Origin of the sequence: Burkholderia sp. 28_3, assembly GCF_003253915.1 — a bacterium.
Lineage (GTDB): Bacteria > Pseudomonadota > Gammaproteobacteria > Burkholderiales > Burkholderiaceae > Burkholderia > Burkholderia cenocepacia.
The window spans coordinates 60,655-81,603 of record NZ_QKZF01000014.1 but is presented as its reverse complement, the minus strand read 5'-3'; the positions used below and the strand labels follow the sequence as shown (position 1 = coordinate 81,603).

16 protein-coding genes are annotated in these 20,949 nt (G+C 67.2%); 11 read left to right on the top strand and 5 right to left on the bottom strand.

All coding sequences use genetic code 11. The features are described from left to right. The 7 genes from DFS13_RS25720 to DFS13_RS25690 all read left to right on the top strand — a co-directional run bounded on the left by DFS13_RS25720 (window position 1) and on the right by DFS13_RS25690 (window position 9,186). Window positions 1-1,926 carry a (Fe-S)-binding protein gene (locus DFS13_RS25720; protein ID WP_034201981.1) on the top strand — a complete coding sequence of 642 codons (1,926 nt, stop codon included), beginning with the start codon at window positions 1-3 and terminating at the stop codon, window positions 1,924-1,926. Between the two features lie 4 nt (window positions 1,927-1,930). After that, on the top strand, window positions 1,931-3,100 hold the full coding sequence (locus DFS13_RS25715) for an electron transfer flavoprotein subunit alpha/FixB family protein (RefSeq protein WP_006488991.1): 1,170 nt from the start codon (window positions 1,931-1,933) through the stop codon (window positions 3,098-3,100). Beyond that, a complete protein-coding gene (locus DFS13_RS25710; RefSeq protein ID WP_006491387.1) occupies window positions 3,097-3,882 on the top strand; it encodes an electron transfer flavoprotein subunit beta/FixA family protein in 786 nt (261 codons plus the stop codon). Before DFS13_RS25715 ends, DFS13_RS25710 begins: the two co-directional genes overlap by 4 nt. Before the next feature lie 52 nt (window positions 3,883-3,934). Next, a complete protein-coding gene (locus DFS13_RS25705; protein ID WP_006486272.1) occupies window positions 3,935-5,176 on the top strand; it encodes an SRPBCC family protein in 1,242 nt (413 codons plus the stop codon). A gap of 29 nt (window positions 5,177-5,205) precedes the next feature. Beyond that, a complete protein-coding gene (locus tag DFS13_RS25700; RefSeq protein WP_006498749.1) occupies window positions 5,206-6,354 on the top strand; it encodes a hybrid-cluster NAD(P)-dependent oxidoreductase in 1,149 nt (382 codons plus the stop codon). A gap of 134 nt (window positions 6,355-6,488) precedes the next feature. Next, window positions 6,489-7,352, top strand: coding sequence for a glycine betaine ABC transporter substrate-binding protein (locus tag DFS13_RS25695; RefSeq protein WP_006486270.1), 864 nt, complete (start codon window positions 6,489-6,491; stop codon window positions 7,350-7,352). Between the two features lie 178 nt (window positions 7,353-7,530). Further along, window positions 7,531-9,186 carry an APC family permease gene (locus DFS13_RS25690; protein ID WP_006486278.1) on the top strand — a complete coding sequence of 552 codons (1,656 nt, stop codon included), beginning with the start codon at window positions 7,531-7,533 and terminating at the stop codon, window positions 9,184-9,186. Window positions 9,187-9,359: 173 nt separating this feature from the next. Here DFS13_RS25690 and purU read toward each other — a convergent pair whose 3' ends face one another. After that, window positions 9,360-10,244 (bottom strand): formyltetrahydrofolate deformylase, encoded by an 885-nt coding sequence (gene purU / locus DFS13_RS25685; RefSeq protein ID WP_006486276.1) that lies wholly within the window; start codon window positions 10,242-10,244, stop codon window positions 9,360-9,362. Window positions 10,245-10,415: 171 nt separating this feature from the next. Continuing rightward, window positions 10,416-11,321, bottom strand: coding sequence for a choline sulfate utilization transcriptional regulator (locus DFS13_RS25680; RefSeq protein WP_006486273.1), 906 nt, complete (start codon window positions 11,319-11,321; stop codon window positions 10,416-10,418). A gap of 237 nt (window positions 11,322-11,558) precedes the next feature. Between DFS13_RS25680 and betC the strand changes: the two genes are divergently transcribed. The 4 genes from betC to DFS13_RS25655 all read left to right on the top strand — a co-directional run bounded on the left by betC (window position 11,559) and on the right by DFS13_RS25655 (window position 17,003). Then, the gene (gene betC / locus DFS13_RS25670; protein ID WP_006491381.1) at window positions 11,559-13,094 is read left to right on the top strand and encodes a choline-sulfatase; all 1,536 of its coding nucleotides are present in this window, start codon (window positions 11,559-11,561) and stop codon (window positions 13,092-13,094) included. Between the two features lie 45 nt (window positions 13,095-13,139). Further along, window positions 13,140-14,108, top strand: a complete 969-nt coding sequence (gene choX / locus DFS13_RS25665) for a choline ABC transporter substrate-binding protein (RefSeq protein WP_006483794.1) — start codon at window positions 13,140-13,142, stop codon at window positions 14,106-14,108. A 260-nt stretch (window positions 14,109-14,368) separates the two neighbouring features. Further along, window positions 14,369-15,508 (top strand): porin, encoded by a 1,140-nt coding sequence (locus DFS13_RS25660; RefSeq protein ID WP_006483801.1) that lies wholly within the window; start codon window positions 14,369-14,371, stop codon window positions 15,506-15,508. A gap of 244 nt (window positions 15,509-15,752) precedes the next feature. Next, the gene (locus DFS13_RS25655) at window positions 15,753-17,003 is read left to right on the top strand and encodes an MFS transporter (RefSeq protein WP_034178327.1); all 1,251 of its coding nucleotides are present in this window, start codon (window positions 15,753-15,755) and stop codon (window positions 17,001-17,003) included. Between the two features lie 190 nt (window positions 17,004-17,193). On the opposite strand, the gene DFS13_RS25645 is transcribed toward DFS13_RS25655, so the two are convergent. The 3 genes from DFS13_RS25645 to DFS13_RS25635 all read right to left on the bottom strand — a co-directional run bounded on the left by DFS13_RS25645 (window position 17,194) and on the right by DFS13_RS25635 (window position 20,737). Beyond that, the gene (locus DFS13_RS25645) at window positions 17,194-17,562 is read right to left on the bottom strand and encodes a YbjQ family protein (protein WP_048985103.1); all 369 of its coding nucleotides are present in this window, start codon (window positions 17,560-17,562) and stop codon (window positions 17,194-17,196) included. 132 nt (window positions 17,563-17,694) lie between these two features. Further along, window positions 17,695-18,945: a M20/M25/M40 family metallo-hydrolase gene (locus DFS13_RS25640; RefSeq protein WP_111442256.1), complete on the bottom strand. Its 1,251-nt coding sequence runs from the start codon at window positions 18,943-18,945 to the stop codon at window positions 17,695-17,697. Window positions 18,946-19,024: 79 nt separating this feature from the next. Beyond that, a complete protein-coding gene (locus DFS13_RS25635) occupies window positions 19,025-20,737 on the bottom strand; it encodes a M36 family metallopeptidase (RefSeq protein WP_048985100.1) in 1,713 nt (570 codons plus the stop codon). Window positions 20,738-20,949: the final 212 nt, after the last annotated feature.

The following is a 20,949-nucleotide window of genomic DNA, read 5'->3' as shown; positions in this document are numbered from 1 at the left end:
ATGAACCCGTCCTTCCTCATTACCGCCCTGTTGTGGCTGTCGGTGGCGGGGCTCGCGTTCGCGGTCGCGAAGCGCTCGTCCTACTGGCGTCTGGGCCGCGCGACGGCGCCCGGCTCGTTCGGCGTCGCGAACCTGTTCGCGATTCCGAAGCGTTATTTCGTCGACCTGCACCACGTGGTCGCCCGCGATCCGTACATCGCGAAGACTCACGTCGCGACCGCCGGCGGCGCGATCGGCGCGCTCGCACTGGTGTTCGTCAACTACGGCCTCGCGATCTACTCGCCGTGGCTCGACAAGCTGATCTTCGTCGCGGCGCTCGCGATGCTGGTCGGCGCGGTGTTCGTGTGGCGCCGCCGCGCGGCGAAGGACGTGCCGGCGCGCCTGTCGCGCGGCCCGTGGAACACGCTGCCCTGGCTGCTCGGTTCGTTCGCGCTCGGCCTCGTGCTGTTCATGCTGGTGCCGACCGGCGCGATGTCGGGCGCGTTCGCGGTGCTCTGCGCGCTGCTGATCGGCATCGGCGCGTTCACGATGACGGTCGGCGCCGCGAAGGGCGGCCCGATGAAGCACGCGATCGCCGGCCTGCTGCATCTCGCGTTCCACCCGCGCCAGGAGCGTTTCGCGGCCACCCGTGAATCGTTCACCGGCAACGGCACGGCCACGCCGCCGACCGCACTGAAGCTGCCGGACATCGAGCATCAGGAGTACGGCGTCGCGAAGCCGGTCGAATTCCGCTGGAACCAGTTGCTGAGCTTCGACGCATGCGTGCAGTGCGGCAAGTGCGAAGCCGCGTGCCCCGCGTTCGCGTCGGGCCAGCCGCTGAATCCGAAGAAGCTGATCCAGGATCTCGTGGTCGGGATGGCCGGCGGCACCGATGCGGCGTACGCGGGCAGCCCGTCGCCGGGCCTCCCGGTCGGCCAGCATCGCGGCGAGCCGAACGGCCCGATCGTGTCGGGCCTGATCGAGGAACAGACGCTGTGGTCGTGCACGACCTGTCGCGCATGCGTGCAGGAATGCCCGATGCTGATCGAGCACGTCGACGCGATCGTCGACATGCGCCGCAACCGCACGCTCGTGCACGGCACGGTGCCGGGCAAGGGCCAGGAAGTGCTCGCGAACCTGCGCGAGACGGGCACGATGGGCGGCTACGACACGGCCGCGCGCTACGACTGGTCGGTCGACCTGAGCGCGCCGGTCGCGCAGCCGGGCAAGCCGGTCGACGTGCTGTTCGTCGCGGGCGAAGGCGCGTTCGACATGCGCTACCAGCGTACGCTGCGCGCGTTCGTCAAGGTGCTGAACAAGGCGGGCGTCGATTACGCGGTGCTTGGCCCGACCGAGACCGATACGGGCGACGTCGCCCGCCGGCTCGGCGACGAAGCGACGTTCCAGCAGATGGCGAAGCGCCTGATCGGCACGCTCGGCACGCTGTCGTACCAGCAGATCGTGACGGCCGACCCGCACGTGATGCACAGCCTGCGCAACGAATACCGTGCGCTCGGACTGCGCGTGACGGTCAAGCATCACACGACCTATCTGGCCGAACTCGCCGACAGCGGCAAGATCGCGCCGAAGGCGGTCGAGGCGCTGCAGGAGAAGCGCACCACGTATCACGATCCGTGCTACCTCGGCCGCTACAACGGCGAGATCGAAGCACCGCGCAAGCTGTTGAAGACGATCGGCATCCAGGTCGTCGAGATGGAGCGCAACGGCATGCGCGGCCGCTGCTGCGGCGGTGGCGGCGGTGCGCCGCTGACCGACATCCCCGGCAAGCAGCGCATTCCGGACATCCGCATCGCCGACGCGCGCACGATCGGCGCGGACGTGGTCGCGGTTGCGTGCCCGAACTGCACGGCCATGCTCGAAGGTGTCGTGGGCCCGCGCCCCGACGTGCTCGACGTCGCCGAACTCGTCGCTGCCTCGCTGGAGTGAATCGATGAATACGATCAAACGAATCGATCCGCGCCGGCCGTTCATCATCACGGCCGCCGGCCTGAAGCGCATCACGCTCGGCGAGGAAGGCAGCGCCGATGCGAACGCCGCGCAGTGGTCCGCGCACGGTCATGGCGGCGCGGCCGCGAAGCCGCGCCGCGCGCTGCAGGACCCGAAGCACGTGATGCTGGTGGTCGCGCACAGCGAACGCGGCGCGCTCGACGACCATTCGCGGCAGGCGATTGCCGCTGCCGCCGTGCTCGCCGATGCGCAGACGGAAGTCGCGCTGCTCGCGTTCGGCGAACTGAAGGATGACGTCGCGGAACTCGGCGTCGACAAGCTGATCGAGCTGGCCGGCTTCGAGCGCCGTGCGTTCGATCCCGAAAGCGAACTGCAAGCATTGCAGGCCTGCGTGGCCGCGCTCGCACCGAAGCACGTGTTCGTGCCCGACAACGCGACGGGCGACGGCGATCTCGGCCGGCGTTACGCGGCGGCCGCCGGCGCGAGCGTCGCGACCCACGTCGTCGAAATCGACGCGAAGCATGTGGGCGCGTATGCGCAGGCCGGGCGTGCGTTTGCCACCCGGGCGCTGCCCGACGTGATCCTGCTCGCGCAGAACGCGGTGGACGCGAAGCTGCCGTTCGTCGGTGCGGGCGAGCGCGTCGCCGCCGACTTCATCCGCCCGGCGCGGGATGCCGCGCAGCCGTACCGCGATCTCGGCCTCGACGAAATCGACGCAGCCCAGGTCGCGCTCGAGGAAGCCGATTTCATCGTGTCGGCCGGCAACGGCGTGTCGGACATCGGCGCGTTCGAGCGGCTGGCCGGCGTGTTCGGCGCGGCGATCGGCGCGAGCCGCGTCGCGGTCGACAACGGCCACTTCACGCGCGACAAGCAGGTCGGCGCGACCGGCAAGACGGTCGAGGCGAGCGTGTACATCGCGTTCGGCATCTCGGGCGCGGTGCAGCACCTGCAGGGGATCAAGGATTGCCGCCACGTGATCGCGGTCAACCTCGACGGCAGCGCGCCGATCGCGAAGCGCGCGAACCTGACGGTGGTCGGCGACGCGCAGGCGACGATCGCCGCGCTGATCGAACAGGTCCAGGCCGCGCGGGCCGCGCGCGGCGAATCGCCGGCCGCGGTCGGTACCCGTGAACCCGAAGGAGTCGCCGCATGAACGCCCCTCGTCCCTTGCAACGCATCGCGGTGCTCGTGTCCGTCGGCCGGCATCCGGTCAGCGGCGTCGCGCGCTACAGCCGCAACGATGCGGCCGCGCTCGAAACCGGCCGGCAGCTCGCCGACAAGCATCGCGCGACGCTCGATGTGATTCATGCCGGCGACCCCGCGAATGCGGCGCTCGCCGAGTATCTGGCGCTCGGTGCGCGAGAGGTCGAAGTGCTGGCCTGCCGCGACGGCGACGATGCCGTGCACGCACTCGCCGCGCGCCTCGACGGCTACGACCTTGTGCTGACCGGCACGCGCGCCGAGGGCGCGTACGACACCGGGATGCTGCCGTATCGCATCGCCGCGGCGCTCGGCTATCCGCTCGTGGGCTCGGCCGTCGACGTGACGGTCGACGGCGGTCGCGCGGCGGTTCGGCAATTTTTGCCGAAAGGGCTGCGGCGGCGTGTCGACGCGGCGCTGCCGGCCGTCGTCGCCGTGCATCCGCTTGCGAGCGTGGAGCCGCGCTATGCGTATGCGCGGCTGCGCGCCGGCGCGATCCGGCCCGCGCTCGCGGCGCCCGGCGCGGACGCCGATGCGGCCGCGTGGACGGTCGGCCCGGTCGAGCGTAAACCCGTAAAGCTGGTTGCCGCCGAGAAGCGCTCCGGGCATGCGCGGATGCTGTCCGCGACGACGACCGAAAGCCGTGGCGGCAACGTCGTAAATGAAGGGAGTTCGGTCGAAAAAGCACAAGTGATCCTCGCGTATTTGCGCGAGCATCAGCTCATCGACTACTGATTTTGATGCCTGTCGGCAAGAACCCAGGGATGCAAGGAATCCGGAGCAAACGATGAAAGTATCGGCAGACATTCGTGCATTGATCGAGCGGCGCAAGGAAGGGCACAGCCTCGACGCACCGTTCTACACGAGCGAGGACATCTTCGCGCTCGACATGGAGGCGATTTTCCGCCAGCACTGGATCCAGGTGGCGATCGAACCGGACATTCCCGAGCCGGGCGACTACGTGACAGTGGAGCTGGGCAGCGATTCGATCCTGATCGTGCGCGACGACGACATGGCGATCCGCGCGTTCCACAACGTGTGCCGTCACCGCGGCGCGCGCCTGTGCAACGAAGATAAAGGCTCGGTCGGCAACATCGTGTGCCCGTACCACAGCTGGACCTACAACCTGACGGGCCAGCTGATGTTCGCCGAGCACATGGGCGAGAAGTTCGATCGCTGCAAGCACAGCCTGAAGTCGGTGCACGTCGAGAATCTCGCGGGCCTGATCTTCATCTGCCTCGCGGACGAGCCGCCGGTCGATTTCGCGCAGATGCGCGCCGAGATGGAGCCGTACCTGCTGCCGCACGACCTGCCGAACACGAAGATCGCCGCGCAGATCGACATCATCGAGGAAGGCAACTGGAAGCTCACGATGGAGAACAACCGCGAGTGCTATCACTGCGTCGCGAACCATCCGGAGCTGACGATCTCGCTGTACGAATACGGCTTCGGCTACCAGCGTTCCGACGCGAACGCCGAAGGCATGGACGCATTCGCCGAAACGTGCGTGCGGCGCGGCAAGGAGTGGGCCGAGATGGGCCTGCCGTCCGCCGAAATCGAGAAGCTGCTCGACGTGACGGGTTTCCGCACGCAGCGCCTGCCGCTCGATCGCCACGGCGAATCGCAGACGCTCGACGCGAAGGTCGCGTCGAAGAAGCTGCTCGGCGGCTTCGACAAGGCCGATCTCGGCGGGCTGTCGTTCTGGACGCAGCCGAACTCGTGGCACCACTTCATGAGCGATCACATCGTGACGTTCTCGGTGATCCCGCTGTCGGCCGGCAAGACGCTCGTGCGCACGAAGTGGCTCGTGCACAAGGACGCGAAGGAAGGCATCGACTACGACGTGAAGAACCTCACGGCCGTGTGGAACGCGACCAACGACCAGGATCGCGCGCTCGTCGAATTCTCGCAGCGCGGCGCGACCAGCAGCGCGTACGAGCCGGGCCCGTATTCGCCGTACACGGAAGGTCTCGTCGAAAAATTCTCGGCCTGGTACATCGGCCGGCTCGCCGAAAAAACCGGCGCGTAGTACTTAGCAGCGTATATGCGGAGCAAGACATGATGCGAGATGCGGCCAATTTCGAGCCGGCGGACAGCCGGGTGACGCACCCGGCGTTCTGGAACGCGCTGCCCGAGCGCTGGACGAGCGACGTCGAGGAAACGCTGGTGTGCTGCCACGTGCGGCAGGAAACCCACGACGTGAAGAGCTTCTTCTTCCGTTCGCCGCAGGGCCGCACGTTTTCGTTCGAGCCCGGGCAGTTCATCACGCTCGAGCTCGACATCGACGGCGAGACGATCAATCGCTGCTACACGATCTCGTCGTCGCCGGCGCGGCCGCACACGATCTCGATCACGGTCAAGCGCGTGCCGGGCGGCAAGGTGTCGAACTGGCTGCACGACAACCTGCAGCCGGGCGCGGCGGTACGCGTGCTCGGCCCGGCCGGCGAATTCACGTGCGCACGGCATCCGGCGCGCAAGTACCTGTTCCTGTCGGCCGGCTCGGGCGTCACGCCGCTGATGTCGATGAGCCGCGCGCACCATGATCTCGCCGAGGATCGCGACATCCTGTTCGTGCACAGCGCGCGTACGCCGGACGACATCATCTTCGCGCGCGAGCTCGACCTGATCGCGTCGAACCACACGAATTTCCGCACGTCGTTCGTCGTCGAGCGCGTCGGCGCACGTACCAACTGGCCGGGCGTCACGGGCTTCCTGACGCTGCCGCTGCTGAAGCTGATCGCGCCGGATTTCATGGAACGCGAGATCTTCACGTGCGGCCCCGCGCCGTACATGAAGGCGGTGCGCGACCTGCTCGACGAAGCCGGCTTCGATCGCAAGCAGTATCACGAGGAAAGCTTCTCGTTCGAGACGCTCGCGCAGACCGCGAGCGACGAAGTGCTCGCCGAACTCGTGCCGGCCGCCGACGGTGTCGACGCCGCGACGAAGCAGTACACGGTCAGCTTCGCGAAGAGCAACCGCGAGATCGCGTGCGGCTCGGAGCAGCACGTGCTCGACGCGGCGCGCCAGTCGGGCGTGCGGCTGCCGGCCTCGTGCACGCAGGGCATGTGCGGCACCTGCAAGGTGAAGCTGGTGTCGGGGCAGGTCGAGATGAAGCACAACGGCGGCATCCGCCAGCGCGAGATCGATCAGGGGATGGTGCTGCTGTGCTGCAGCAAGCCGCTGTCGGATCTCGTGATCGACAAGTAGTCGAAACAGGCCATCGGCTGTCCGGGCGCGTCGCGTCCGGACAAGCTTCCGTCGGAAAACAACGATACCGCGGATTTGTGGTTGAAGAACCTAGAGAGACAACGCGCACGGTGCGCAGACCAAGGAGATCGACCATGAAACTGTTCGGAAAGCTGTTGTGGACCGGCGCTCTGTCGGCGATGGTGGCATTGAGCGCATCGGCGCTCGCCGATACGAAGCCGACGCTGAAAATCGGCTACGTCGAAGGCTGGGACGACAGCGTCGCGACGTCGAACGTCGCGGCCCGCGTGATCGAGAAGAAGCTCGGCTACGAAGTGAAGCTCGTGCCGGTCGCGGCCGGCATCATGTGGCAGGGCGTTGCGCGCGGCGATCTCGATGCGACGCTGTCCGCGTGGCTGCCGGTCACGCACGGCTCGTACTGGGACGAGTACAAGGCCAAGGTCGTCGACCTCGGCGCGAATTTCCCCGATGCGAAGATCGGCCTGATCGTGCCCGCGTACGTGAAGGCGAAGAGCATCGACGACCTGAACGCCGAGAAGGGCAGCTTCGGCGGCCGGATCGTCGGCATCGATGCGGGCGCCGGCGTGATGCGCAAGACCGACGACGCGATCAAGAGCTACGGGCTGAACTACACGCTGATGCCGAGCTCGGGCAGCGCGATGACGGCCGAGTTGTCGCGTTCGGTGGGCGCGAACAAGCCGGTGATCGTGACGGGCTGGGCGCCGCACTGGATGTTCGCGAAATGGAAGCTGCGCTTCCTCGAGGATCCGAAGAAGGTGTTCGGCGGCGCCGAGCACGTCGACAGCGTCGTGAATCCGGGCCTCGAAACCAAGGCGAAGCCGGTCGTCGCATTCCTGAAGAAATTCCAGTGGAAGCCGGGTGAAATCGACAGCGTGATGCTGGCGATCCAGAACGGCTCGAAGCCGGAAGCAGCCGCCGACGCGTGGATCGCAGCCCATGCGGACCGCGTGAATTCGTGGACGGAAGGCGCGCAGTAAGCACCTCGACATACGTCGTACGAATCATCATAAAAACACGCCGGGAATGGCATGCAGGAATCCGAAACAATCAGGATGTAATGCGGCCATATCCCGGAATTCTTTTTCAGATTCTGCAAAAAAGCCCGTAAGTTGTTACACTACGGCGCTTGTGCAGAATCATCACAGGAGGAACTGGATGAGTCAGGCAGGACTGCGTGCGAACCGCACCAGTGATGTTGGAACACCCATCTCACATGATTCGACGGGCCACACGCTGCATCGTGGCCTGACCTGGAAAGACGCTTTTTGGGTGACGAGCGGCGTGCCGGCAGGCGTGCTGTTCACGATCGGCGGCGTATGCGCGACGATCGGCCAGCCCGCGTGGGCGATCTGGATCGCCGCGATCACGATGGGGCTGATTCAAAGCGCGACTTATGCGGAAATATCGGGGCTATTTCCCCATAAATCGGGCGGCGCGTCGGTGTACGGCGCGATTGGCTGGGTCCGTTACAGCAAGCTGATTGCCCCGGTGTCCGTGTGGTGCAACTGGCTCGCGTGGTCGCCGATGCTTGCGCTCGGCTGTGGCCTCGCGGCGAGCTATGCGCTCACGAGCCTCTTTCCCGCCGATGCGGCGGTGCTGCACTGGCAACTCAAGGTTGCGGATCTCGGTTTCATCAAGCCGGGTCTGTCTCTGCGAATCAACGCGACGTTCATCATCGCGACGATTCTGCTTCTCATCACGTTCAAGCTTCAGCATAGCGGCGCATCGAAGGCTGCGCGTACGCAGCGCATTCTCGGGATTGCATCGCTCACGCCGCTCCTGATCGTCGGCATCGTGCCGTTCGTCACCGGCGACGTGCCGATGTCGAACCTGCTCCCGTTGCTGCCGCTCGGTCACGACGCGCAGGGCAACCTCACGGCCGCGACCTTCGGCTCGTGGAACGGGCAGGGCGTGACGATGGCGCTCGGCGCGATGTTCATGGCCGGCTGGGCCTCGTACGGCTTCGAGACGGCCGTCTGCTATACGCGCGAATTCCGCGATCCGCGGCGCGATACCGCCAAGGCGATTTTCTGGTCGGGTGCGTTGTGTCTCGTCGTGATGACGCTCGTACCGATGGCGTTCCAGGGCGCGCTCGGCACGCAGGCGATGCTCGATCCGGCGATTGGCGACGGCACCGGCGTCGCGGCCGCGATGGCGAAGATCGTCGGCGGCGGCGCGTGGGTCGCGAACGCGGTCGTCGTGATGCTGATGCTGTCGATCCTGCTGATCGTGATGACGTCGATGATGGGCTCGTCGCGCACGCTGTACCAGGCATCGGTCGACGGCTGGCTGCCGAAGTACCTGTCGCACGTGAACGAGCACGGCTCGCCCACGCGCGCGATGTGGACCGATCTCGGCTTCAACCTCGTGTTGCTGATGATGTCGGACTACATGACGGTGCTGTCGATCTCGAACGTCTGCTACATGCTGTTCGTATTCCTGAATCTCCAGTCCGGCTGGATCCACCGGATGGATCGCGGCAACTGGGACCGGCCGTTCCGCTGCCCGACCTGGCTGCTCGTCGCGGGCTCGATCTGCGGCTATGCGAACCTCGTCTACGTCGGCGCGGGCGCGAACCTGCAGGGTGAAGGCACGCTGCGCAACGGGCTGATCGCGATGCTGCTGATCGTGCCGGTGTTCCTGTTCCGCCACTACTGGCAGGATCGCGGCCGTTTCCCCGCGCAGATGCAGCGCGACATGGAGCTCGAAGTGCCGCAGCGCGCGATGTGGCTGAGCCTGATGCCGTATGCGGCGCTGATCGGTGCGGGGCTGACGATCTGGCTGTCGTATTACTTCGCGTGGGTGAAGTGATGCGGTAATGCATGCCGATGCGTGCGTGTGGCAGCACGCGATGGCTCCGCAAACCGCACACGGGGCCATCGCGAGAAGCGCCGGCGCAACACGACGGCAAAAAAAGGCCCGAACGGAACACGCCGGTCGGGCCTTGTTCGTTTCTGCCGCCTTCGAACGCGACGGCGGTCTGCTTACGGAAACACCACCGTCCGGTCGCCGTTCAAAAACACCCGCCGCTCGATGAACGCCTTCACCGCACGCGCGAGCGTGAGACTTTCGACGTCGCGTCCCACCGCGAGCAGTTGCTCGGGACGCAATGCATGATCGACACGCTCGACGACCTGCTCGATGATCGGGCCTTCGTCGAGATCGTCGGTGACGAAGTGCGCGGTCGCGCCGATCAGCTTCACGCCGCGCGCATGCGCCTGGTGATACGGCTTCGCGCCCTTGAAGCCGGGCAGGAACGAGTGGTGGATGTTGATCGCGCGATTCGCGAGCTTCGCGCTCGTCTCCTGCGACAGCACCTGCATGTAGCGTGCGAGGATCACGAGCTCGGCGCCGCTCGATTCGAAGAAGTCGAGCCATTGCGCTTCCTGCTGCGCCTTGGTCTCGGCCGTGATCGGGAAGTGCCGGAACGGCAGTCCGTGCTGCGCGGCGAGCGGCTCGAAGTCGGGGTGGTTCGACACGATGCCGACGATGTCCATCTTCAGCTCGCCCATCCGCCAGCGGAACAGCAGGTCCGCGAGGCAGTGCTCGAGCTTCGACACCATGATCAGCACCTTCGGCCGCGCATTGACGTCGTGGATCGCCCATTGCATGTCGCCCGCGTGGCCGCCGAGTCCGGCCGCGATCGGGGCGAATTCCTGGCGCAGCGCGTCGATCTGCAGCGTTTCATCCGTCGGATGAAACACGCAGCGCACGAAGAAGCGGTTGCTGAGATCGTCGTCGAACACGTTCAGCGCATCGACATAGCAGCGATGGCGATCGAGAAAGCCGACGACGGCGGCGACCTGGCCGGCCGCGCTCGGGCACGACAGTGTCAGGACGAATTGATCGGGGCGGTGCTCGGCGGTCATGAGACTCCTCGGATGGCAGGGGCGCACGGCCGCGCGGCGGCGCACGACAGCGCCGCGCCGCGCGGGTAGCGGGAGACTCAAGTAAATCAGGACGATTTCGGGCGGGATAGAACCAACCCGCCGTGTGGCTGGTATCGGTGCGCCAGCGGGGCCGGCGGGACGGGCGCTGCGTCAGGCCCCCGCGCACGCGTCGAGCAGCCAGCGCCGGAACACGTGCGTCGCGTCCGGCTCGGGCCGCTGCGGCGGCCGCACCAGGAAGTAGCCGCGCGACGTGACGACGGGCGCATCGACCAGTTTCACGAGCTGGCCGCACGCGACGAGTTCGTCGACGAGCGGCGACCAGCCGAGCGCCACGCCTTCGCCGAGCAGCGCCGCATGGATCACGAGCGCATAGCTGTTGAAGGTCACGCCGCGGGCGGCGGGTGGCGGTTCCAGGCCGTGCGCGTCGAACCAGCCCGACCACGACAGCCAGCGCTCGGGGCGCGTCGGCTGCACGTGCAGCAGCGGTAGCGCGAGCAGATGGTCGGGCCGCGTGACGCCCGGGTGCGCGTCGCGGAACGCGGGCGCGCAGACGGGCGTCACGGATTCCGGAAACAGCCGCGCGGCCGTGCACGACGGCCAGTGGCCGTCGCCGAACAGGATCGCGATGTCGCCGTGGTCACGCTGCGCGTCGTAATCCTGTGACGTGACGACGCGTACGTCGACGTCCGGCATCACGCGCTTCAACCCGGCCAGACGCGGCATCAGCCAGTAGGTCGCGAAACCGAAGTCGGTGACGATCGTGAGCGCGCCGTGCTCGCGGCGCGCGCGCAGCGTCGCGGTCGCGCCGCGCAGCGTGTCGAGGCTCAGGCGCACGGCTTCGTACAGGCACTCGCCATCGGCGGTCAGCGTGACGCCGCGCGGGCTGCGTTCGAACAGCGGCACGCCGAGTTCGGCTTCGAGTTGATACACCTGCTGGCTCACGGCCGGTTGCGTCGAGCCGAGCTCGCGCGCGGCGGCCGTGAAGCTCGCGAGCCGGGCGGCCGATTCGAACGCGCGCAGCGCCTGCATCGACGGTAACGGTTCGGGTTTCGACATAAGTCCCTCTAATGGCCCCATAAGGGCCGGACGCCTACCCGCGCGAATTCGGGCGGGCGATAGTGCGGCGGACGGTGCGGCACACGCGCTCCGTGGCGGCCGACAGGCCTCCCGCGATTCTAGCCAGCGCGGCCCGCCCGCGCGGCAGTTTCTTCAGGCCGCCTCCGTCATGCCGGACGTCTCGCTGCCCGAACGGCGAGCCGTTCCATTCGAACACCGCTTTCCCCACGACCGCCGATGACGAACCCGACACCCAACATCCTGATCCTGATGGCCGACCAGCTCACGCCGTTCGCGCTGCCGGCCTACGGTAACCGCGTCGCCCGCACGCCGACGCTCGACCGGCTCGCCGCCGAAGGCGTGGTGTTCGACGCCGCTTACTGCGCGAGCCCGCTGTGCGCGCCGTCGCGCTTCTCGCTGCTGACCGGCAAGCTGCCGTCGGGGATCGGCGCCTACGATAACGCCGCCGAATTGCCGGCGCAAACGCTGACGTTCGCGCACTACCTGCGCGCGGGCGGCTACCGGACGATGCTGTCCGGCAAGATGCATTTCTGCGGGCCCGACCAGTTGCACGGCTTCGAGGAACGCCTCACGACCGACATCTATCCGGCCGATTTCGGCTGGGTGCCCGACTGGGACAGCCCGACCGAGCGGCCGAGCTGGTATCACAACATGAGTTCGGTGCTCGACGCCGGCCCGTGCGTGCGCACGAACCAGCTCGACTTCGACGACGAGGTCACGTTCGCCGCGAAGCAGAAGCTGTACGACGTCGCGCGCGAGCGCGCGGCCGGGCACGATGCGCGGCCGTTCTGCATGGTCGTGTCGCTGACCCATCCGCACGACCCGTACGCGATCACGCGCGAATACTGGGATCGCTACGACGATGACGAGATCGACATGCCGGCCGTGCGGCTCGATGCGGCCGACAGCGATCCGCATTCGCAGCGGCTGCGCTTCGTCTGCGAGAACGACCGCACGCCGCCGACCGACGCGCAGATCCGCGCCGCACGCCGCGCGTATTACGGCGCGACGTCCTACGTCGATACGCAGTTCGGCAGCGTGCTGGCCGCGCTCGAGCAATGCGGGTTCGCCGACGACACGATCGTGATCGTCACGTCCGACCACGGCGACATGCTCGGCGAGCGCGGCCTCTGGTACAAGATGACGTTCTTCGAAGGCGGCTGCCGCGTGCCGCTGATCGTGCATGCGCCGGGCCGCTTCGACGCCGCGCGCGTGCGCGGGCCCGTGTCGCACGTCGACCTGCTGCCGACGCTCGTCGAGCTGGCCGGCGCCGCGCCCGCCGGCGGCTGGCCGGACCCGGTCGACGGCGCGAGCCTCGTGCCGCATCTGCACGGCACGCCCGCGCACGATGTCGCGCTCGGCGAATACCTCGCGGAAGGCGCGCTCGCGCCGGTCGTGATGATCCGCCGCGGCGACTGGAAATACGTGCATTGCCCGGCCGATCCCGATCAGCTCTACAACCTGTCCGACGACCCGCGCGAACTGACGAACCTGGCCGGCCGGCCGGAAGCCGCCGACGTGCTCGCCGCGTTCCGCGCGCACGCCGCGCAGCGCTGGAACCTGCCCGAGCTGGACAGGCAGGTGCGCGCGAGCCAGCGGCGCCGGCGTTTCCATTACGCGGCGACGACGCAGGGCCGCATCCAGGCGTGGGACTGGCAGCCGTTCACCGACGCGAGCCAGCGCTACATGCGCAATCACATCGAACTCGACACGCTCGAGGCGATGGCGCGTTTTCCGCGCGTCGGGCGCTGAGCGTCCGGCATCGCGGTCATTGAAAAACGACGGAGGAAGCGAACCATGAAACGGCAAGGCAATGCAGCAATCCGAAGGATCGGCGCGGCGTTCGCCGCCGCCGCGTGCGTGGTGGCGATGCAGCCTGCGTCTGCCGCCGATCCGCAGACGTGCAGCGACGTGAAGATGGCGGCGCCCGGCTGGACCGACATCGACGCGACGAACGCGATGGCGGGCGTCGTGCTGAAGGCGCTCGGCTATCGGCAGGACGTGGCGAACCTGTCGGTGCCGATCACGTACCAGGGGTTGAAGAAGGGGCAGGTGGACGTGTTCCTCGGCAACTGGATGCCCGCCCAGGCGCCGCTCGTGAAGCCGTTCGTCGACGAGAAATCGATCGACGTGCTGCATGCGAACTTGAGCGGCGCGAAGTTCACGCTCGCGGTGCCCGACTATGTGGCCGCCGCCGGCGTGCATACGTTCGCCGATCTCGCGCGCTACGCGGACCGCTTCGGCGGCAAGATCTACGGGATCGAGCCCGGCGCGCCCGCGAACCAGAACATCAAGCGGATGCTGTCCGACCACGCGCTCGGGTCCGCGAACTGGTCGCTCGTCGAATCGAGCGAGACCGGCATGCTCACGCAGGTCGAGCGCGCGGTGCGCGACAAGCGCTGGATCGTGTTTCTCGCGTGGGAGCCGCATCTGATGAACACGAAGTTCCATCTGACGTATCTGTCGGGCGGCGATGCGTATTTCGGCCCGAACTACGGCGGCGCGACGGTCAACACGGTCACGCGTTCCGGGTTCGCCGGCCAGTGCGCGAATCTCGCGCGGCTGTTCCGGCAGATGACGTTCTCGGTCGACGTCGAGAACCGGATGATCGCCGACATGCTCGACAACAAGACGTCGCCCGCGCTCGCGGCGCAGCATGCGCTGAAGGCCGAGCCCGCGTTGGTTGCCGCCTGGCTCGACGGCGTGACGACGGCGGCCGGCGCACCGGGCCTGCCGGCCGTGCGCGCGGCCCTCGACGCGCGCTGATTCCCTCTCTTCGGGCGGCCGGTTTTCACCGTGCCGCCTGTCTACGTGTTTTCCCGATCCGTCGCATCGTGACCATTTAGTGTCGCCTTCAGACGGGTGACGCGAAATATGGGTTTGTATTTTTCGCCAATGGCTGCGTTATTGCGGAAAACGAAATGCCGAAGCCAGCGGGGCGGTCTGAATTCGAATCCACCGGCGCATCGCGGCACGCGTCGGGAAGCGATTCTATCCATCGAACGGTTCAGGGAGGGTGGTCGACAATGAAGCACACGAAAGTTGCCGTAGCCGCCGCGCTTGCATGCGCGGCCTGTATTCCCGCCATCGGGCATGCGCAAAGCAGCGTGACGCTGTACGGGATTCTCGACGCCGGGATCACCTACGTGAACAACACGGGCGGTTCGCACGTGGTCAAGTTCGACGACGGCGTCGCATACGGAAACCGCTTCGGCCTCAAGGGCACCGAAGACCTGGGCGGCGGCCTGAAGGCCGTGTTCGCGCTCGAGAGCGGCTTCCGTCTCGGCAACGGGCAACTCGGCTTCGGCGGCGCCGAATTCGGACGGCAGGCGTATGTCGGCCTGCAGAACGACTGGGGCACGCTGTCGTTCGGTAACCAGCTCGACATCACGAACGAACTGGTGTCGATCTACAACATCTCGGCGTGGGGCAGCGGCTATGCGATCCACCAGGGCGACTTCGACCGCTTCAACGGCGACCGCCTGCCGAATTCGGTGAAGTTCCTGTCGAACGACATGAGCGGCTTCAAGGTCGGCGCGATGTACTCGTTCGGCAACGTCGCGGGCAACTTCCATCGCAACAGCGCATGGAGCGCGGGCGCGAGCTTCACGAAGGGCGACTTCTCGATCGGCGCCGCGTACACGCGCCTGAACAACCCGAACGGCATCTACGCGTTCGATCCGTACGCGATGATCGGCACGCACACGTTCCTCGGCCAGCAGACCGTCACCGTCGATCCCGCGACCGGCGCGCGCACCGACCTGTTCGCGAACACGCCGATGGACGTCGACAGCCAGGGCACGTTCGGCATCGGCACGAGCTACACGATCGGCAAGCTGACGCTCGACGCCAACTACTCGTATACGACGATCAAGGGCTTCGGCCAGTCGTCGCACATGCAGGTGTACGAAGGCGGCGGCCTGTACCAGTTCACGCCGGCGCTGAGCTTCATCGCGGGCTACCAGCACACGCGCTTCGAAGGCCATCACTGGAACCAGGGCACGGCCGGCCTGCATTACCTGCTGTCGAAGCGCACCGACGTGTACATCTCCGGCGACTATCTGCGCGCGTCGCAGGGTGTCGATGCGGTGATCGGCTACAGCTTCACGCCGTCGACGACGCAAACGCAGGCCGACGTGCGGATCGGGATGCGGCATTCGTTCTAAGCGGGGTGGTGGGGTGGTGTGACGTCTTCAGCGAGGTCTCTCTTTGGCGCGAACCGCGGTTCGCGCTTTTTTTTTTGTGCGGTGTGCCGGCTCGACGGCGCGCGTGCCGGCGGCCGGCCGGTTTTCAGCCGTTGGCATATCATCGCGATTTGGCCGCGTCCGCACCGTTACCGCACGCCCACTCGCGTGCGGCGTCGCTGTTCCCGAACGGTTGCAGTGCGCACCGCCAACCGCCGAGACCCCGATGACTACCCCCGTGCCCGATTCCAGTCCGTTGTCCCCGTTACCCGCCAACCTGTTCCGCCACGCGCCGTTCCAGCGTTTCTGGGGCACGCGCGTGATGTCGTCGCTGGCCTTCCAGATCCTGTCGGTGGCCATCGGCTGGTACGTGTATGCACTCACGCACAGCGCATTCGCGCTCGGTCTCGTCGGCCTCGCACAGTTCGTGCCGATGTTCGCGCTGACGCTCGTCGTCGGGCAGGTGGCCGACCGCTACGACCGTCGGCGCATCGCGACGATCTGCCAGAGCGTCGAGGCGCTGGCCGCCGGCGTGTTCCTGCTCGGCGCGATGCAAGGATGGCTCGCCGCGCCGGCCGTGTACGCGCTCGCGGCGATCGTCGGCACGGCCCGCGCGTTCGAGTCGCCGTCGGTGTCGTCGCTGTTGCCGGCCGTCGTGCCGCGCAGCGACCTGCCGCGCGCGACCGCGTTGTCGACGTCCGCGAACCAGGCCGCGCAGATTCTCGGGCCCGCGTTCGGCGGGCTGCTCTACGGTGTCGGCGCGCCCGTCGCGTTCGGCACGAGCGTCGCGGCATTCGCGATCGCGGCGATGCTGAGCGGCACGATTCCGCTGCGCGGCGCGCCGCCCGCCCGCGAGCCGGTCACGCTGCGCTCGGTGTTTTCCGGCATCGCGTTCATCCGGCGCGAACCCGCGATTCTCGGCGCGCTGTCGCTCGACCTGTTCGCCGTGCTGTTCGGCGGCGCGACCGCGTTGTTGCCGATCTATGCGCGCGACATCCTGCAGGTCGGCCCGTGGGGGCTCGGCGCGTTGCGCGCGGCGCCGGCAGTCGGCGCGCTCGCGGGCACGCTGTGGCTCACGCGTTTTCCATTGAAGGGGCGGCCGGGCCGCGCGATGTTCGGCGGCGTGATCGCGTTCGGCGTCGCGACGATCGTGTTCGGGCTGTCGACGCATTTCGCGCTGTCGCTCGTCGCGCTGGCGGCGCTCGGCGCGTCGGATGTCGTGAGCGTCGTCGTGCGACTGTCGCTCGTGCAACTGCGTACGCCCGACGACATGCTCGGTCGCGTGAGCGCGGTCAATTCGCTGTTCATCGGCACGTCGAATCAACTCGGCGAATTCGAATCGGGCGTGACGGCTGCGTGGTGGGGCGCGCCCGCGGCGATCGTCGTCGGCGGCGCGGCGACGATCGCCGTCGCGCTGACGTGGATGCGGCTGTTCCCGAGCTTGCGGAACATGGCGTCGCTGGAGCGCGATCATTGAGCCGACGCGAGAGGCCGATGCTTTCAGGGGAAGCCGGCTTCTCGTTCACTGCAGTTCATTTCAAATTGCTTTCTCGTTTCAGTCACATGCCAAACGACGGCCGTGCCGGACAATCATCCGACAAAACGGTTTTTTGGCACCCGGTTCGGTCGAATGGCAGTGTGTGCGGCCAGCGCGTCGCGGCGGACGGTCAGGCGCCGGCGGCGCGTGCGACCTGCACGGCCGTGCCGTAGCAGATGACTTCGGTTACGCCCGAGCCGATCTCGGTCGAGTCGTAGCGCATCGCGACGATCGCATTCGCGCCGAGCTTGCGCGCCTCGGCGAGCATCTTGTCGAACGCCTGCTCGCGCGCCTTTTCGCACAGCGACGTATAGAGCGTGATGTTGCCGCCGAAGATCGTTTGCAGCGACGCGCCGAACGAACCGACGATCGAGCGCGAGCGCACGACGATGCCCTGGGCGACGCCGAGCGAGCGGACGGTCGTATGGCCGGGCAAGTCGAATGCGGTCGTGACGCGGGCGGGCGACAGGTCGTCGAGGGAGCGGTTGGATTCGGTCATGGTGCGAAAGCGTGTAGCGAGTGGTCGAACGACGATTCTAGCCGGCCGGAGACAACGTATTCGAACGGGCGCACCCGTGCGGGTGAACGCCCGTTTCGTCGCCGAACGCGACAACCGCTCGATGAAGAGCGCTCAGCGCTTGACCGTCGCGCCGGCAAGGCCGCCGAGATCGACCGCGTACGCGAGCGCCAGCTTGCCGAACTTCAGCGCATGGTTGGCCTGGCGATCCGAGTTCTCCAGCGTGTCGTTCACCGTGTGAATGTACGGGCTGTCGTTCTGGTCGGCCTCGAACGGGAATGACGCCGGATACCCCTGCGCATTCCACGACGCGTGATCCGAGCACGCATAGCCGCATTGCGACGTGCCGACCGCGAGCTCCGGCAGGTAGGTCGCCGCGAGGTTCTTCACGTAGGTGTTCTGCGCCGCGTTCGTGTAGTCGGTGATCAGGTAGATATCCTTCGGATCGCCCTTGTAGTTCGTCATGTCGAGCTGCAGCACGCCGACCACGTTCGCATTCTGCGTGCGGAACTGCTTCGCGATCGCCTTCGAACCGAGCAACCCGGCTTCCTCGGCCGCATACCCGACGAACTTGATCGTCCGTTTCGGCCGGTAGTTGTTCGCGAGCAGCACGCGCAGCGCCTCGGTCAGGCTGGCGATGCCCGACGCATCGTCGTCCGCGCCGGGCGAGCGCGTGTTCTCCGTCGTGCGGCCCACGGTCGAATCGAGGTGGCCGCCGAGCACGACGGTGCCCGCGGCCGGGTCGCTGCCGCGGATCGTCAGGATCACGGATTTCTGCGGAAAGCCCGTGTGCGCGACCTGTTCGACGGTGATGTCGGCGCGCGCCCCCGCCAGCTGCTTCCACTGCAGCGCGAGCCAGTCGGACGCGGCGACGCCGTGCGACGTCGTGTAGTAGCGGTTCGTGAAGCCGGACAGCGACGTGATCGTGCCGACGAGGTTGCTGGCCTGCAGTTGCTGGACCCACGTACCGATCTGCGGCACGTTCGACACCGTGTACGCGGCGGTGGCCTGTTTCGCGAGCGTCGCCGGCAATGGTTGCAGCGCCTGGCGTGCGTCGTCGAACGAATCGTGCACGACGTAGCCGGGCCCGTGGCCGCGCGTGCGCTGGACGGCGCGGGCCAGTTCGCCGAGGCGGGAATCGTCGATCTCGACGACGTGAACGGTCTCGCGACGCGCGGCGCCGTCGGCCGCCTTGCCGACGTCGACTGTCGTGCTGTATTGCGTGGTTGCGCTTGCATCGATGCGTTGAAGCTGGCGGAACGCGGTGTCGCCGAGCGTGATCCAGACGGGTGTCGCGTGCGCGGCGGCGGTCAGCAGCATGCCGCCCAGCGCGGCGCTCAGGCGGGTCGGTTTAAGAGTGGGCATGGTCGATCTCGTGAGGATGGCGATGTCGATGAAGGGAACGCGCCGCAGATCGTGCGAGGCGCTCCCGCCTGCTGCGGTATTACGACTTCTGCGGGACGGTCACGCCGTACGTGCAGCTCTTGTTGTACGCGTTGCCGATCGCGGTGAGCTGCGCGCTGCTGTAGCCGAGCGCGGACGCGGCCGTCAGCACGGCCTGCGCGGCGGCCTTCTGGTTGGTCGAGCCGTTGGTCATCGACAGCCCCTTCAGGAACGCCTTGTCCATCGCCTGCGCGCCGATCGCGTCGCGCGCGACGAGGTTGCACGACGCCCAGTACTGGCCGGCCGTGTGGATCTCCGCGCCGCGCGCCTGCGCATAGGTGCGCCCGACGTTCCAGTTGGTCACGCGGCCGCCCCAGAACTCGTTGTGGCCGTCCCAGTTGTAGACCCAGTGATACTGCGCATCCGACGGGCTCCACTGGTTGAAGTCGCGGCTGTACGCGGCGGCGAGATAGTCGCCGGTGCCTTCCGACAAGCCTTCCTGTTGCGACAGGCCGCCGTTGGTGATCCAGTCGTGGATACCGTGGCCGAGCTCGTGGATCACGACGTCCGCGTCTTCCGCGTCGTCGACGCCGCCTTGCCCGAAGGTCAGCCGGCCGCTGCTCGACGAATACGACGAGTTGTCGTCGCCCGATTCGCCGTGCGGGTCGTACTGCACGCCGCCCGTGTACTGGTACGGCAACGCCTTGATGCCGAGGGTCTGGTTCACGTAGCGCAGGAACGTGTCGATGTGGTAGTACACGTTCACGGCCTCGAAATACAGGTTGCCGCGCGTGAATTCGAACGCGGGCGTCGACTGCGACGGGCACGCCTTGTCGAGCGGCGCATCGAAATCGACGCACGCCGCGTACGGGCCCGTCAGCGTGTAGCGGGTGCCCGACTGCGCGAGATCCTTCAGCGTCACGCGCACGCGGGCGGCCGTGAGTTGCGTCGAGTCGGCGTCGTTGCCGTCCTTGTAGCCCGTGCTGCCGTAGCTGCTTTTCGTCGGCGACAGCGGATCGGGGCGGAACACGAAGCCGGTGCCGTCGGTCGCGTAGAACGCCTTGTCCTCGGCGCGCAGCACTTCGCCGCTGCCCGAATCGATCAGCAGTTCCCAATCGCCCTTCGGGCCGTCCTGCGGGCGGCCGCGCACCTTCCACGCGGTATGCGTGCCGGCCTTGTCGACGAACGCGACGAGTTGCGCATCGAGATGCGTGAAGCCGCTCACGCCGAGATACGCACGGGCGCGGTCGAGCGCCTGCTGCTGGTCGACGGCCTGCGACTTGCGCGTCGTCGCGACCACGCCGTTGATCGTGTTGCTCGCGACGTACAGGATGCGGCCGTCCTTCGCGACGGTCACCGCGATCTCGCTGCCGTACACGGGCAATCCGGCGGCTTGCTGCTGCAGGCGCACGACGGTGAAGTCGGCGTCGTTGCGTTCCGACGTGACGACGAGGCTCGCGAGCGCGGCCGCGTCGAGCCCGAGTTGCGCCGCCTGCGACGCGACGAAGTCGCGTGCGGTGGCGGCAGGCGTCGCGGCGGCCTTCCTGGCGCGGTAGGCCGGGTTGTACAGCGTGACGGCGACGCCGTCCGCGCGGAATTGCCCGGCGGCCGTGTCGGCCTTCGCGGCCGGCGGCGCGACGCCGCGCGTCAGGCTTTCGCGCAGGCTCGCGGCCTGCGGGTTCGATACTTTCGTATCGGCCACGGTGCCGCCGACGATGCCGAAACCGAGCGCGAGACCCAGGGCGAACGGCAATGCTTTGCGTGATGTCTGCATACGTGATCCTCATCTCAACGGTTGGACACGCCCGCACGCTCGTGGCGAACAGGCACGACACGGCCCGCGCGCCGGTTCGATGGAACCGGTGCGGCGAAGCGGTGTGGAGAGTCTCGACTGACTAAGGAAACCTAAATGTCAGGTCGAAAAGAAGCGGGCAGGCGAAGCGGGGGACGCGCGTGAAGGGATGCGAACGGCAGGCAGGTGCGGCG

Coding starts and splice junctions, on each gene's coding strand:
- DFS13_RS25720 (WP_034201981.1), top strand. CDS start 1: ATGAACCCGTCCTTCCTCATTACCGCCCTGTTGTGGCTGTCGGTGGCG.
- DFS13_RS25715 (WP_006488991.1), top strand. CDS start 1,931: ATGAATACGATCAAACGAATCGATCCGCGCCGGCCGTTCATCATCACG.
- DFS13_RS25710 (WP_006491387.1), top strand. CDS start 3,097: ATGAACGCCCCTCGTCCCTTGCAACGCATCGCGGTGCTCGTGTCCGTC.
- DFS13_RS25705 (WP_006486272.1), top strand. CDS start 3,935: ATGAAAGTATCGGCAGACATTCGTGCATTGATCGAGCGGCGCAAGGAA.
- DFS13_RS25700 (WP_006498749.1), top strand. CDS start 5,206: ATGATGCGAGATGCGGCCAATTTCGAGCCGGCGGACAGCCGGGTGACG.
- DFS13_RS25695 (WP_006486270.1), top strand. CDS start 6,489: ATGAAACTGTTCGGAAAGCTGTTGTGGACCGGCGCTCTGTCGGCGATG.
- DFS13_RS25690 (WP_006486278.1), top strand. CDS start 7,531: ATGAGTCAGGCAGGACTGCGTGCGAACCGCACCAGTGATGTTGGAACA.
- purU (WP_006486276.1), bottom strand. CDS start 10,244: ATGACCGCCGAGCACCGCCCCGATCAATTCGTCCTGACACTGTCGTGC.
- DFS13_RS25680 (WP_006486273.1), bottom strand. CDS start 11,321: ATGTCGAAACCCGAACCGTTACCGTCGATGCAGGCGCTGCGCGCGTTC.
- betC (WP_006491381.1), top strand. CDS start 11,559: ATGACGAACCCGACACCCAACATCCTGATCCTGATGGCCGACCAGCTC.
- choX (WP_006483794.1), top strand. CDS start 13,140: ATGAAACGGCAAGGCAATGCAGCAATCCGAAGGATCGGCGCGGCGTTC.
- DFS13_RS25660 (WP_006483801.1), top strand. CDS start 14,369: ATGAAGCACACGAAAGTTGCCGTAGCCGCCGCGCTTGCATGCGCGGCC.
- DFS13_RS25655 (WP_034178327.1), top strand. CDS start 15,753: ATGACTACCCCCGTGCCCGATTCCAGTCCGTTGTCCCCGTTACCCGCC.
- DFS13_RS25645 (WP_048985103.1), bottom strand. CDS start 17,562: ATGACCGAATCCAACCGCTCCCTCGACGACCTGTCGCCCGCCCGCGTC.
- DFS13_RS25640 (WP_111442256.1), bottom strand. CDS start 18,945: ATGCCCACTCTTAAACCGACCCGCCTGAGCGCCGCGCTGGGCGGCATG.
- DFS13_RS25635 (WP_048985100.1), bottom strand. CDS start 20,737: ATGCAGACATCACGCAAAGCATTGCCGTTCGCCCTGGGTCTCGCGCTC.